Source organism: Actinoplanes sp. NPDC051411 (assembly GCF_040682075.1).
Lineage (GTDB): Bacteria > Actinomycetota > Actinomycetes > Mycobacteriales > Micromonosporaceae > Actinoplanes.
This window is the reverse complement of the sequence record NZ_JBFBAD010000025.1, coordinates 1-12,874: the sequence shown is the minus strand read 5'-3', so window position 1 is coordinate 12,874 and position 12,874 is coordinate 1. Positions and strand designations below refer to the sequence as shown.

The following is a 12,874-nucleotide window of genomic DNA, read 5'->3' as shown; positions in this document are numbered from 1 at the left end:
GACCGGCCGTCAGTTGGCGGCCGGCTCGCCGGGGACCGTGAACAGCGGCTGCCACGGGTCGTCGGCGTCGGTCGGGAACTCGGTCGACGGCGACTGGTCCTTGGTCGACCACTTCGCCTCGTAGGGCAGGTCGTTGAAGAGCACCCGGTCGCCCCGCTGATAGACCGTCTCCGGCGTCCAGTCCTTGGTGACGTCGGTGACCGTCGGGTGCGGCTTGGGGGCCTTCTCGACCGGGCTGACCGGGCCGATCACCGACCACGCGGTCGGGGTGCCGGCGGCCGGTGCCGATGACGGGTCGGCGCCCGAGTTGGCCCACTTGGCCTCGTAGACCACACCGTGCCAGACGACCTTGTAGCCGGCGACGTACTGCGCGGTGAGACGCCAGACCGGGTACGGGCTGCTCTTCGGGTCATCGACCGTGGCCGCCTGGTTGGGGATGTCGACCGAGTCGTGGTTGTCGCTGCCCGCGGCCTTGCCGGGCAGGCCCGCGAAGACCTTGGAGAACGCCAGCGCGTCCTGGTCGGTGCCGCTGCACGTGTTGGAGTGCACGACGACGTTGGCGAAGGTGCCACGGCAGGCCGCGTCCCGGTTCACCGACCACATGGAGACGCGGCCGAGACCGTTGTCGATGGCGAAGGTAGCGAGGCCCCGGGCGTCGTCGAGCGTGAATCGCTCGGTGTCGACGTCGTTCTGGCCGATCATCGGAGTGGCACCGATCTTGGCCCACACCTGCGGCGACGTGAGTTTCTGACCGAGGCGCAGGTAGAGGTCGGAGAGCTGCTTGTGCGTACCGTTGAGCGCGCTGGTGCTCAGCGCCAGCATGTCCGGATGGGCGTCGCCGTTGTTGAAGTCCATCGTCATGACGTTGACGCCGCGCAGGGCGACACCGCCCTCGAGCATGCCGCGGACGACCGCGACGCCGTCATCGGTGAGGCCGTCCGGCGTCACCGGCAGGGTCAGCCACACCGCGAGAGCCTTTCCGGCTTTCTGCCGCTCCTTCTGTACGGCGCCGACCGCCGCGACCCGCCGGCGCAGTGACGCCTGGTCGGCCACGGCCGTGCCCTCGATGTCGAGGTCGAGCGTGTTCACCTCGTACCGCTTGACCAGCTGACGGTAGGCGTCGGTGAGCCGGCCCTGGTCGGCGCAGGCGACCGCGAGCTCCTTGTTGGCCTGCCCGCCGAGGCTGAGCGTGACGTCGCCCCCGGTCTGCCGCAGCTGGTCGATCCGCCGGTCGAGCTCGAGCGACGAGGCCGCCTGGCCGAGCGTGTACGCGCCGCCCCAACTCGGGGTGCACGGGCTCTTCGGGTCGGCGACGACGAAGCCCAGCGCGACGTCGTTGGCCGGGTTCGCCGTCGGGTCCTGGAACTGAAACGTCGGGGTCAGCGTCACGTCGACGTACGGCACCGCCCACGACTTCGCGGTCGGCCCGGCCGTGTTCCGCAGGTGCAGCACCTCGAGGGTGCCGCCGGCGCCGATCAGGCCCAGCACGATCACCAGAATGCCCAGCCGGGTCCACGACAGCCGGGTGGGCGGCTGCTCGGGCTCCTGCCAGTCCGGATCGGCGAGCGGATCGTATTCGGGCCGCACGGCTACGGGTGTGGCGCGGTCCGTCATCAAAACCCTTTCGTTGTCCGAGTCGGCCCACACGCTGGCCTACCCCGGCGACTTACACGATCGGGTGAAAGGACGAGGGCAGTTCCAACCGGTTTCCGGAGCGCCAAATTGAGGACCCGCAACGACAATTCCGCCGGGCGCGACCGCGCGGTGGCGGCCCTAAAACCGGATCGAAGGACCCCAAAACGCATGCCACGCACATCGGCGCACCAGCGCAAGCGGGACGCCCAGCGCCAGTGGGGCGCCGACCGTAGGACCGAACCTCATCCGATCGTCCCGCCCCCGATCTCCGAAGGAAGGATCACCCGGGGCCGGTTGGCGATCGTGGTGACGATCACGGTCTGGGCCTGTTACATCACATACACGATCATCCAGCAGTTCATCGCGGGCCACGCGTACAGCGTCCGGCTCGCGATCGAGGCGATCGTCTACATGCTGGTGATCACCGGCCTGGCCGCCTCGGCGATCGCCTACCTCATCACGCGGATCGGCTACTTCTACCGCGGGCGCGGCCACCAGCGGGCGCCCCGCGTCATGCTCGACGAGTTCATCGGCGGGAAGACGCCGTCCCTGCACGTTCTGGTGCCGTCATACCAGGAGGACGAGCGGACCAACCGCACGACGCTGCTGTCAGCGGCCCTGCAGGAGTACCCCGGCCTGAACGTGACGCTGCTGATCGACGACCCGCGGGCGCCGAAGACACGCGTCGCCCGCGACATGCTGCTCGCGGCCCGCGCGCTCCCCGGCAAGATCGAGGCCGAGCTGAAGGTGCCCTACTACCGGGTCTCCGCCGCGTACGCCGCCTTCGACGAGCAGGTCCGCTTCCGCGGCGGCTACCTGGTCGTGCTCGAGGACATGCACCGGCTGGCCGACGAATACCGGTTCGCCTCCGACTGGCTGTACGACCTCGGTGCCCGCCAGGAGATCATCGACCACACCGACACGTTCTTCGTCGAGCACATCCTGCAGCCGCTCGCCGTCGAACTCGGTCAGATCTCGGGCGCGCTCAGCAAAGGCGCCGACGAACAGGTCGCGCTGCCGCTGGCCCGGATGAACCAGTTCTACAAGCGGCTGGTCGGCATCTTCGACGCGCAGATCACCAGCTTCGAGCGCAAGAAGTACGTGTCGCTGTCGCACGAGCCCAACAAGGCGATGAACCTCAACAGCTACATCGGGCTGATGGGCGGCGCGTACCGGGAGATCAGCACCCCGCTCGGCACCGCACTGGTGACGGCCGGCCCGAACCGGGCCGACCTGGTCGTCGCCGACCCCGACTATGTGCTCACCCTCGACGCCGACAGCGTGCTGCTCCCCGAATACGCGCTGCGCCTCGTCCACCTGCTCGAGCAGGGCGCCTACGCAGGGCACGCGGTGGCCCAGACGCCGTACAGCGCCTACCCCGGCTCGGCGACCCGCATCGAACGCATCTCGGGCGCCACCACCGACATCCAGTACATCGTCCACCAGGGCATGACCCACTACGGCGCCACGTTCTGGGTCGGCGCCAACGCGGTGCTGCGCAAGAAGGCCCTGGACGAGATCCGCGAGGTCTCCTACGACGGCGACTGGGAGATCAAGCGCTACATCCAGGACCGTACGGTCATCGAGGACACCGAATCGACGATCGACCTCGGCGTACGCGGCTGGACCCTGCACAACTACCCGGAGCGGCTCGCCTACAGCGCGACCCCGCCCGACTTCGGCTCGCTGGCCATCCAGCGCCAGCGCTGGGCCAACGGCGGCCTGCTGATCCTGTCCCGCCTCAAGGACCAGTTCCGCGCCAAGTCGAAGCGCGAGGACAAGAACCGCTTCGGCGAGTACTTCCTTCGGATCAACTACATGGCCTCCATCTTCTGGAGCTCCGTGTGCCTGGTGATCATGCTGGCGTACCCGTTCAACAACGAACTGCTCAACCCGATCCTGCTGCTCGTCTCGGTGCCGTACTTCCTGATGATGGCCGCCGACCTGAAACACCTCGGCTACAAACGCTCGGACATGCTGCGGATCTACGGCTTCAACCTGATCCTGCTGCCGGTCAACCTGTCCGGCAGCATCGCCTCCCTGCTGCAGCTGCTGACCGGCGAGAAGAGCAACTTCAAACGCACGCCCAAGGTCCGCAACCGCACGACCACGGCCACCAGCTACCTGATCCTGCCGCTGGCCCTGATCGTCCTCTGCGCCTACACCACGTGGCACGACATCCAGCTGCACCAGTGGAACAACCTGGTCTTCGCCGGCCTCAACCTGATGCTCTCGCTGTACGCGATGATCGCCTTCGTCGGCCTCGGCAACACGGTCGTCGACCTGTTCGCCCACCTGCGCGGCTGGCTGATCCGCCCGGTCGTGCCCCGGGTCAAGAAGAAGAAAAAGTCGGCCGCCCCATCCGACGCCAAACCCGCCGCCATCGGCGACTGGGCCCAGGTGCTGCACTACCGGCACGAGACCGGCGCCGCCGCCGGCACGGTGACCGTACGCCTGCAGCGCTCCGAAGCAGGCACCTGGCAGGCCGACCGGTCGTCGTCCTCGTCGAGCCGCGCCCACTCGTTCGAGGAGTTCAGCTTCTTCACCGTCTTCCAGCCCATCTACAACATGATCAACGGCCACGTGGTCGGCTACGAGGCCCTGACCCGCTTCGCCGACGGCAGCAGCCCCCGCGACGGCCTGGCGGCGGCCTTCGAACGCGGCGCCCACATCGCCCTCGACGCGGCCCTGGTCCAGGCCGCCATCACCTCCTCGGCCGCCCTGCCGAACGGCACCTGGCTGTCCATCAACGTGACCGAGGACCTGCTGCGCCGCCCCCACGACCTGGCCCCGCTGCTGGCCGCGTCGAACCGCCCACTGGTCCTCGAAACCGGACCGGCGGCCCCACCCTCCCTGGCCCAGCTGGGCGGCATCGCACGGGTGGCCGTCGACGACCGCGGCGCCGGCTACGAAACCCTGTCCCTGATCGAGTCGCTCCGGCCGGCCTTCCTGAAACTCGGCCTGGACTCCATCGAGGGCGTCGAACACGAGACCGCCCGCCAGGCGGCCATCCGCGCCCTGATCGACTTCGCCGACCAGCACGGCTGCACAGTCATCGCCGAGGGCATCGAAACGCCGGCCCAGCGCGATGCTCTGGTGGCGTGCGGGGTGCAGCTGGGCCAGGGCTTCTACCTGGGCAAACCAGTCCCGGTAGAGCGCCTGCTGGCCGGCGTCGGCGGCTGGTAGCCGCCTTCGAGCGTGGCCGCCTCGGCACTTCGAGGCGGCCATTTCTCGGCAGGCCCGCACGCCGTCTACAACGTGCCGCCCAGGCGACCTGCCGGCTGCCTGGTTGCTCGTCGCTTCCGGCGGCGGCTACGGCCACGTGCGGACCGACCCCGGCACGGTCCACTGTCCTGTCGGTCCTGTTGACCTGGTCAAAAGCAAGCCTCGGGCGCCAAACGTGACAATTGTCAGCGATCCCGCTGACTCCACTCACTGGGTTGAGGCCCCATCGGCAACGAGGCTTATCGATGACAAACCGAAGCCAGACGGATGATTTCAGCAGGAGGAACGATGACCCATCGGCAACGGCTATCGATGATCGTCGTAACAGTGCTCGCGGCGTTGGGCCTGAGCTTCGCGGGTGCGGGTGTGGCCAGCGCCGCTCCGAGCGCCCAGGCAGCCGCGCCCCCCGTAACCGCCCTCGCCACACCGATCACCGGCACGGCCGCCAACGGCGGCTCCTTCGCCGGTAGCTTCACCCCGACGAAGTTCTCGACGCAGAACGGCAACGTGCTGGCCGCCGGCGTCCTCACCGGTACGGTCACCGACGCGTCCGGCGCCACCGTCGGCACCGTCACCCGTACCGTCAGCATGCCGGTGACCGTCGCCGCAGCGACGTGCCAGGTTTTGAACCTCGTTCTCGGGCCGCTGCACCTCGACCTGCTCGGCCTGGTGGTCGACCTGAACCAGGTGCACCTGGTGATCACCGCGGTGCAAGGGGCCGGCAACCTGCTCGGCAACCTGCTGTGCGCGATCACCCACCTGCTCGACGGCACCCCCACCGCGGGTGGACTGACCGCACTCCTCAACGCCATCCTGGCTCTGCTCGGCCAGCTCTGACCCGTTCAGCTCTGACCGGTACGTCCGACGCAGTCGCACCCCGCCAGGTGCGGCTGCGTCGCCGTCAGTGAAACCAGCCGGCCCCCTCGGCGAGACGGATCGCCTCCAGACGGTTGCGGGCACCGGTCTTGCGAAGGATCGCCGAGATGTAATTGCGTACGGTCCCGGTGCTCAAATGCAGCTCGGCGGCGACCTCCGTGGACGGCACCCCGGACGCGGCCACGCTCAGCACGTTGAGCTCCCGAGGCGACAGCGGACTACGCGGCGCCGCCACCATCGCCACAGCCAGGCTCGCGTCGATGACCCGCTCACCCCGCACCAGCCGGCGGATGCCCCGGACCAGCTCACAAGGAGCGGCCTGGGTGCCGACGACACCGTCGACGCGCAGGTCGAGCGCCCGGCTGAGCAGCCCCGACTCATCCGGGCCGGCCAGCACCAAGGTGGCGCAACCGGGCTGCTCCGCGGCCAGCCCGGCCATCGTGGCCAGGCCGTCACCGGCCAGAAGCGCGATGTTGACCACGGCCACGTCCGGCGGCACCGCGCGGGCCATATCCAGCGCCTGATCGAGGGCGCCCAGATCGGCCACCACCTCGAGGTCTTCCTCCAGCGACAACATCGCCGCCAAGGCGCCGCGGAGCAGATTCATGGGTTCGACGAGCAGAATGCGAGTCACGATTGGCCTCCCAGCCAGGGTCAAAGCTTCGGTACGGCCGAACTGGTGCCGGCCGGTTTCCGGATCCCCTGCGGGAGTCGGTTCAGCTGGGAGGGCCCGCATAGCGGACGGTGCGTCCGCGGGCAACAACATAGACAGGCAGGCGACGGCCGGCGGCCGCGATCTCAGGCCGCCAGGACGCCAGGACGGTGCCCATCGCGGGTGCATTGCTGCCACCGGAGTCACGTGCCTGCCCGGCGGGAGTCGAGCGGTCGGCCGGCTGCCGCGGGGGAGCCGGAGGCGGCGCTGTTCGCGGCTGAGCCCCTGCTGCCGGCGCCTTGGTCACCGAGGAGAGCCCATTTGCCGGCGGCTGCGGGAGCAGGAACACCTGCGGCATGAGCGACTGGAACGGGTCAAGAGCGCTGGCCAAGGCGGTAGTTCGGGTCGAAGCCCGCGGTAGGCCGGACGGCAGCTGCGGCAATGACGGCAGTTTCGGCCGGGAGTGGAGCTGCGGCAACGACGGCAGTTGAGGCGAGGAGTGCAGCTGCGGCAACGACGGCAGCTTGGGCAAAGCGGGCATTCCCGACGGCGGCAGATCGGGCAGCCGCGTCCCACCGGCGAGTGCTGCCTGCGGCAGATTGCCCAGCGCGGGCAGCCGGGCGCCGTTCGACAATGTCTGCCCGACGATCGCCTTCCGAGTCGCGATCATCTTCGCTCGGCCAACGTCCCGGACGGCATCGGACACCGGCCGGCTGACCTTCGACGCCCGGACCTGCACCCGCCGGACCGTCTTGCCCGCCCGCACTCTCGGCGCCTGGATCTTCCTCGGTGCCTGGATCTTCGGGGCGTGAATGTTCTTCGCCACCTGGACTTTCGGCAGGTGGGCCTCGGTCTTCTTGATCGTCGACCGGTGGATCTTCTGGGGGTGGGCCTTCGGAGCGGTCGACCTCGATTTTGCCGGGATGCCCTTCTTGGCGCCGGCAGCCACGACCTTGACCGAGGCGACCGGCTTCGTTGAGCCACTTTGACTAGTCGACCGACCAACCGATCCCACATCGGCCCGCGCCGCATGATCGAAAAGGCTCAGCACGAGGTAAGCCCCAACCACCACGCCAAGCAGCACAAACAGCCGAACAACGCGCCGAGTCACCCCGGGCGCACCGTTCTCTCCTTGCGCAGCTCCGCCTCGCATTCAGACGTGGTTACCCATTCCGGGCAAGCTGACACCCATCCGCACCAGCCGGACCGGCTGGGTAGCCCGCCGGGCGGAACGCGGCAGGTGGAGCGTTGGAACTCATGCACCACGTTCAGCCCGGCATAAAGCCATCTGGCTGCGACACGTTGAACCGCGGTTTCGTTGATCAGAACGGGTGTGGGCCGATGATGCGATGTAGGTACCGGCCATCAGGGAGGACCTCGACCGCAGGATGCTTATCGATCAGCAGCGCGGTCAAACGGGCGGCCACTTCGTTCAACTCGGTCTAGTGAGCATCTGCCTTCCATCTTGTTGCGGTCGAGCAGGACGGTTTCACCCGTACGACGTAAACATCCTCGGAATCCGACCAGACTTTGTTGTCGAGATGCGTGCCGACATCCTGACCGAGGTCGACGGACCGATGCTGCGTTGCGGCCTGCACGCAATGCATGGTGCTCAGATCGCGCTGCCGCGATCGCTTCCAGATCGTCCAGACCCGGACCGGCTGGCAGAACGTTACGTCGGGTTTCAAGACGCGGCCTAGCTCGTGCTAGTTCTTGCCTCGGCGAACGCAGGGTCAGCAAGGTTCGCTCATGTCTGGACGAAGCCGAGCGCGCGGTATCCCGGCATCCGGCGCTGCAACGAGGCGGCGATGAGCGGCACCGCGGGATCGTGGTAGTCGTGAACTTCCGCGGTGTCCTTTCCGGGCGCTGCTCGTACTACTCGGCCGGCGCACTGGATCAGCAGTCCGTCGAAGGAGATAGGAGCAGCTGGGAAGAGCGTGTCGAGGGCAGGTGCGGCCACCACCTCCGCGGTCAGGGGTAGGTAATTCACCGAGCGCCGATCAATGCCCTTACGCCATCCTCCCGCAACTGCTGGCATCCAGCCGCCGGTTCCGGTTCTGGCGTTCTCCCATCGCACCGCATATCCGTCGGTCCGCGCTCGAAAGAGACTCGCATAGAGCGCGAGCTTGTCGCTGACCGGCGAAGACATCGTCACTGTACGGCCAGCGGCGAGTTGCTCGGGTGACGGAGTCGTGTCCTGTCCGCGGAGATCAAGAAGTCGTACAAGACGCACGTTCTCCGCGCGGACGCGTTCAAGCTGGTGGCGGACCTGACTCAGCTCGTCGTCCACACCACTCCATCGTCAGTAGTAGTAAGCGTGGGCCGTGGTCACGTCGTCGGTCAGGCCACCTTGCGCCCATATTCCAATCGAGGCAGTCACTTCCCGTCCCTTCGCTGGCGGCCGAACCCCTCGCGAGCTAACAGATCCGCAGTAGCTCTGATCACGGAGCTTTACGCGGTCGAATCGATCTATCAGGCTCGTCTTGCGCGCGTTCAACTCTCGCAGCTCCGTCATTCGTTCGCTGAATGCGGCAAGGTCGTCGTTCTGGGCGGCCAGCGCATGGAGGTCGTCGAGGAGTGCGGTGGCGGCGTCGTATTCTCTCGGCCGCTTTTTCTCGATCAACGTGTCCACCTGTTCCCAAGCCGACTCCGGATCGCGCGCCAGCAGGTCCAGCCGCTGCGATTGGGCAGCGGCGGCTGCCTTCTCGCGACGGAGACGTTCTTTCGTTTCTCGCCTCCTTGCCTCCTCCTGTCCTTCCGCCCACGCCGTCTCTCCACCAGCCAACAGTTCACCGACGGTTCGGCTGCCTTCGGCCGCTCGTGCGCTGCTTCCGCCGTGAAGCCGGCGCAGCATTTCCGAACGCAGCAGTGCGCCCTCACCCTGCAAAATCCGCAAGAGGAGCGTGTCCTTGTCCGCCTCCGGCAGGCCCTTCACCCAACGCCGCAAAATTGCGGTCGACGGCGTCTTCACGATCAGCGGGTCGCTCGCCGCTGCGGCGGCGGCCAAGAGGTCGGGATCCAGCCGGACGAAATCGGCCAATGCCCGCTGTGCGCCGGACAAGCTGTTCAAGCCAGGTGGCACCGATGGCTCCACCTCGTCCTCGTCCAACTCCCGGTCCTGCACGACCAGCAGCCACATCAGGTAGAGCGGCCGAAGATCACCTTGGGCCAGCTAGGCCCGGATCGGGGTGATCGCGGCCAGCCGTCCTTGCGGATCGACCCAGTCTTCGGTGCCTTCTTCGTCATTGCTGTAGAGGTCGAAGATCAGGTGGGTACGTGTCGTCCAGCACTGAATCTGGTTGCCGCAGCAGTAGCGGGCTGCCGTAGCCGGATCGAGCGCTGCCAAGGGGAGCCGCAAGGCGATCCGGTAGGTGCCCCAGTTCGTGAGATACAGGTGGGCGTCGAAGTACCGTTCCATCCAGGCGCGAGGATCAGCCTTCAGCTCACCCCACTGGTACTCGTTGACGAAGCTTGTGGACGAGATTTGACCGCGGGTCGACACGGCCCGCAGTTCGTCTTGCTCGGCTTCGGTCAAGGATCGGTCGATCGCGACAAATTCGTAGTACTGGTATTCGCTCATCGACCATCCCATCGCCGGTACGCGGCGATCCACTGGGCGCCTTCCGGCGGAGGATCGGGCAGCGGAAGGTCGAGGATTTTGATCGCCTGCCGGTCTCGGCCGCGCTCACAGATCGCCACTATCCCGTCGTCGCGCAGGTCGACCTTCCATACGGTCACTTCGACGCCGAGGACTACGGTGCCGAACGGCATCGCAAGGTCGTCCTCGATCATCGTGTAGAGCCCGGTGAGCTGTTCGCTTTCGTTGTAGGCGTCCACAGTCGCCTCGGCGACCAACTCGTCGAGCTCGGCCCGGCTGAGCTGCTCCACGGCGGCAGCGTATCGGACAGCCCGGCACGGACATCAGTACACGGACGAGGTGGCAGCGGCCGGCAGGTTCCCTTTCACGGCACTTTGGGATCGAGACGACCTGCGAGGAACCGATCGGCCGCGTCGTCGGCCACGAGCATGTCGTCAGTCCGGTTCGGCCAGCGCGGTGGTGATTTCGCCCAGGTCGTACTTCTCAAGATCGAGCTGAGCGGACAGTGACGGCGTTCTCGTGGACCTTCAGATTCGGGGGGCGACCCCGTCGTGTCTGGTCCAGAAGGTCACTGATGGGCCGTACTCGGCATCATCGGTACCATCGGCGACCTCGACGTGAATGGCCAGCTTGGGGTATCGCAGCGTGAGAATGCCCTGCCAGCACGCGCCGATGTCGGCTGCAAGACCGGGAAGCGCGTCCTCATAGGGATCGGTGTCGCTGTTGACGAAGTAGTCGTAGAGAACGACGGCGTTGACCACGGACTCGATGCGCGAGGGCTCGTTGGGGTACCGCTCGAACCATTCGTCCACGTTCGGCGCGGAGAAGCGCTCGGCGAGGAAGACCCCGCCCCGGTATTCGACGGTTGCGGGGTTGAACAGCCAGCCGGCCGCGATTGTCGGTCCGATGGATGACTGCTGGTTGAGGTAGTCGGTCGGCGTCCAGTCGGCCGCCTGGTCGCCCCACTCCGAACGCCATTGCACAAAGAATCGGGGCAGCGGCCGTTCGCCGGCTCCACTCGTCATCGACGGCTCCATCATGGGATCTCATCCGGTGTCGCCGGGCGCACGTGACGCTGTTGCTGCACGAAGACTTGCCCAGTATTCGGATTGACGTTCGTATCGTATTCAACGACGTGTGGGGTGGGCACGCCACCGTGCGGGCGCCCGGCCAGGTCCACCCGTTTGATCGCGTTCCCATCCGCGTCGTAGGTGGTGTAGTTCGTGATCTGACCGGTTTGTGGATCTTGCTTGTAGAGCGTACCGCCGGGTGGGCCGCCCTGCTGCGGCAACTTCCGCCCGGTGTAACGCTGGCCGTTCCTGATCTGCTCGGCGGCCGTGGCCGGCTGAGCGGACGAGGCGGGTCGGCCGGTTGCCGCGCCGTGCAGCCGGTCGCGGACGTTGGCGTCGTTGGCCTGATGTTCCGCGACGCTGTTGGCGATCTTGTCGGCGGCTTCCGTCGTCACCTTCTCGGTGGCTGCGGTGGAGTCCTCCATCGCCTTCGCCACGTCGTCGGCGATACCTTTGGCCACGGCACGGATTTCGCCACCTTCAGCCATCAGAAGTTCAGTGCCCGGACTTTGGCGGCGAACTGGGTGCCGTGTTGCCCGATCTGGGTGGCCTGCTGCCGTAGCACCGCGACGTGCTGGGCGACCGCGGCCGGGTCGATGGAGAACTGGTCGGCCGGGTCGGCTTGGGCGCCGGACTTCGACCAGTCCAGCCCACTGACCGCGTCCTCGATCTTGGCCAGCAACGGTTTCGCCGCTGCCTCGACCACCTTGGCCAGGATGTACTGCTCCAGATCGGCGGCCAGCGACTGGACGAGTTTCTCCGCGCCCACGATGATCAGCGGCGCGGCGGCCTCGGCGATGCCGAACGTGGCGACCGCCGCGGCCTGGTCGGCGATGAACGCGGCGGCCATGTCGATCAGGATTACGGTGGCCTCGGCTTTCTGGGCCATTACGTAGCCGGCGGCCACGTCGAGGGCGTCGGCGAGTACATGGCAGGCGGTCAGCAGTTCATCGACGTGCCGGGCCGACAGCTTCGCCCACCCGGAGGTCATCGCGTCGGTCGCCGACCCCTGGTACGCCGCGGCGATGTTCTTGACGGTCTGCGTAGCTTCGTCGTGCGTGGTCTGTACGGCGGTGGCGAAGTCGCGGGTGAGCGACGCGAACGCCTGCAGCGTGTCCTCGTCGAGGTAGGGCCACGGCACACCGATGACATTGAGCAGGTTCACCACCGGCAGCGGCAAGTCATCGATCGCCATAAACGCCACTCTAGAACGGCAGCCCCAAGAGGCGCCCCGGCGAGGCTGCCGTAGGAACCGCGCCCAGCGGTGCCCCTGCACGAGCAGTCGCGTCGTCTCCGTTTGGAGGGGTCAAGTCACCTACATTGCTGCTCCGCGAGTCGTTGGCACCCGGCGGCACCGGGCGGGGCTTGTCCGGAACAGCCCTGCACCGCGACCAGAATGCCCGGATTTGCTTCGCGCGTCCTTCGACCAGCGTCGGGACCGCTGCCGGCGCACCCTATGGCATCGGTCGGGCCCCCGGCACGCCCGGGCGGGACGGGGAACGCGCTGGTAAGTGCGATATATGCCGCAGGCCCTCGTAGCTCAGAGGAAAGTGTCAAGCCCCGGGTTTGATGGAGAGTTTGTTAGTTGGTTTTGGGGTTGCGGTGACCGGTTGGGTCATCGCGTGTAGGGCTTCGTGTTCGGCGGGCGGGACGTGTCCGAGTTCGCCGTGTAGCCGGCGGTTGTTGTACCAGTCGATGTACTCGACGGTGGCCATCTCGAGGTCGTCGAGGCCGCGCCAGGGGCCTTTGTTGCGGACGAGTTCGGCCTTGTAGAGCGAGTTGAACGCTTCGGCCATGGCGTTGTCGTAGGAGTCGCCT

14 protein-coding genes are annotated in these 12,874 nt (G+C 67.1%); 3 read left to right on the top strand and 11 right to left on the bottom strand.

The features are described 5' to 3' along the window. Positions 1-9: 9 nt before the first annotated feature. Positions 10-1,614 (bottom strand): chitinase, encoded by a 1,605-nt coding sequence (locus tag AB0M88_RS16010; RefSeq protein WP_364101664.1) that lies wholly within the window; start codon positions 1,612-1,614, stop codon positions 10-12. 189 nt (positions 1,615-1,803) lie between these two features. Here AB0M88_RS16010 and AB0M88_RS16005 point away from each other — a divergent pair, with 189 nt between their 5' ends. Then, the gene (locus AB0M88_RS16005) at positions 1,804-4,821 is read left to right on the top strand and encodes an EAL domain-containing protein (RefSeq protein ID WP_364101661.1); all 3,018 of its coding nucleotides are present in this window, start codon (positions 1,804-1,806) and stop codon (positions 4,819-4,821) included. Positions 4,822-5,172: 351 nt separating this feature from the next. After that, positions 5,173-5,697, top strand: a complete 525-nt coding sequence (locus AB0M88_RS16000; protein ID WP_364101658.1) for a hypothetical protein — start codon at positions 5,173-5,175, stop codon at positions 5,695-5,697. Positions 5,698-5,761: 64 nt separating this feature from the next. On the opposite strand, the gene AB0M88_RS15995 is transcribed toward AB0M88_RS16000, so the two are convergent. Next, the gene (locus AB0M88_RS15995) at positions 5,762-6,370 is read right to left on the bottom strand and encodes a response regulator transcription factor (RefSeq protein WP_364101656.1); all 609 of its coding nucleotides are present in this window, start codon (positions 6,368-6,370) and stop codon (positions 5,762-5,764) included. 82 nt (positions 6,371-6,452) lie between these two features. Next, complete coding sequence (locus AB0M88_RS15990) at positions 6,453-7,499, bottom strand: hypothetical protein (protein ID WP_364101653.1); 1,047 nt, start codon at positions 7,497-7,499, stop codon at positions 6,453-6,455. A 430-nt stretch (positions 7,500-7,929) separates the two neighbouring features. Between AB0M88_RS15990 and AB0M88_RS15985 the strand changes: the two genes are divergently transcribed. Next, a complete protein-coding gene (locus AB0M88_RS15985) occupies positions 7,930-8,088 on the top strand; it encodes a hypothetical protein (protein ID WP_364101650.1) in 159 nt (52 codons plus the stop codon). Positions 8,089-8,135: 47 nt separating this feature from the next. Here the strand turns inward: AB0M88_RS15985 and AB0M88_RS15980 are convergent, their stop codons facing one another. The 8 genes from AB0M88_RS15980 to AB0M88_RS15945 all read right to left on the bottom strand — a co-directional run. Continuing rightward, on the bottom strand, positions 8,136-8,678 hold the full coding sequence (locus tag AB0M88_RS15980; RefSeq protein WP_364101647.1) for a hypothetical protein: 543 nt from the start codon (positions 8,676-8,678) through the stop codon (positions 8,136-8,138). A gap of 12 nt (positions 8,679-8,690) precedes the next feature. Beyond that, complete coding sequence (locus AB0M88_RS15975; protein WP_364101644.1) at positions 8,691-9,527, bottom strand: hypothetical protein; 837 nt, start codon at positions 9,525-9,527, stop codon at positions 8,691-8,693. A gap of 33 nt (positions 9,528-9,560) precedes the next feature. After that, on the bottom strand, positions 9,561-9,968 hold the full coding sequence (locus tag AB0M88_RS15970) for a hypothetical protein (protein ID WP_364101641.1): 408 nt from the start codon (positions 9,966-9,968) through the stop codon (positions 9,561-9,563). Beyond that, positions 9,965-10,276, bottom strand: coding sequence for a calcium-binding protein (locus AB0M88_RS15965; protein ID WP_364101638.1), 312 nt, complete (start codon positions 10,274-10,276; stop codon positions 9,965-9,967). Before AB0M88_RS15965 ends, AB0M88_RS15970 begins: the two co-directional genes overlap by 4 nt. Positions 10,277-10,513: 237 nt before the next feature. Then, positions 10,514-11,026, bottom strand: coding sequence for a hypothetical protein (locus AB0M88_RS15960; RefSeq protein WP_364101635.1), 513 nt, complete (start codon positions 11,024-11,026; stop codon positions 10,514-10,516). Continuing rightward, positions 11,023-11,544 (bottom strand): polymorphic toxin type 24 domain-containing protein, encoded by a 522-nt coding sequence (locus AB0M88_RS15955; RefSeq protein ID WP_364101632.1) that lies wholly within the window; start codon positions 11,542-11,544, stop codon positions 11,023-11,025. Before AB0M88_RS15955 ends, AB0M88_RS15960 begins: the two co-directional genes overlap by 4 nt. Continuing rightward, positions 11,544-12,251: a WXG100 family type VII secretion target gene (locus tag AB0M88_RS15950; protein ID WP_364101630.1), complete on the bottom strand. Its 708-nt coding sequence runs from the start codon at positions 12,249-12,251 to the stop codon at positions 11,544-11,546. Before AB0M88_RS15950 ends, AB0M88_RS15955 begins: the two co-directional genes overlap by 1 nt. A 358-nt stretch (positions 12,252-12,609) precedes the next feature. Further along, on the bottom strand, positions 12,610-12,874 hold a 265-nt coding region (locus AB0M88_RS15945), incomplete at its 5' end, for an integrase core domain-containing protein (RefSeq protein WP_364101627.1).

Excerpts from the sequence above, each read along its gene's own strand:
- AB0M88_RS15970 (WP_364101641.1), bottom strand. The coding sequence starts at position 9,968 with ATGAGCGAATACCAGTACTACGAATTTGTCGCGATCGACCGATCCTTG.
- AB0M88_RS15960 (WP_364101635.1), bottom strand. The coding sequence starts at position 11,026 with ATGATGGAGCCGTCGATGACGAGTGGAGCCGGCGAACGGCCGCTGCCC.
- AB0M88_RS15985 (WP_364101650.1), top strand. The coding sequence starts at position 7,930 with ATGCGTGCCGACATCCTGACCGAGGTCGACGGACCGATGCTGCGTTGC.
- AB0M88_RS16005 (WP_364101661.1), top strand. The coding sequence starts at position 1,804 with ATGCCACGCACATCGGCGCACCAGCGCAAGCGGGACGCCCAGCGCCAG.
- AB0M88_RS15950 (WP_364101630.1), bottom strand. The coding sequence starts at position 12,251 with ATGGCGATCGATGACTTGCCGCTGCCGGTGGTGAACCTGCTCAATGTC.
- AB0M88_RS15955 (WP_364101632.1), bottom strand. The coding sequence starts at position 11,544 with ATGGCTGAAGGTGGCGAAATCCGTGCCGTGGCCAAAGGTATCGCCGAC.
- AB0M88_RS15975 (WP_364101644.1), bottom strand. The coding sequence starts at position 9,527 with ATGTGGCTGCTGGTCGTGCAGGACCGGGAGTTGGACGAGGACGAGGTG.
- AB0M88_RS16000 (WP_364101658.1), top strand. The coding sequence starts at position 5,173 with ATGATCGTCGTAACAGTGCTCGCGGCGTTGGGCCTGAGCTTCGCGGGT.
- AB0M88_RS16010 (WP_364101664.1), bottom strand. The coding sequence starts at position 1,614 with ATGACGGACCGCGCCACACCCGTAGCCGTGCGGCCCGAATACGATCCG.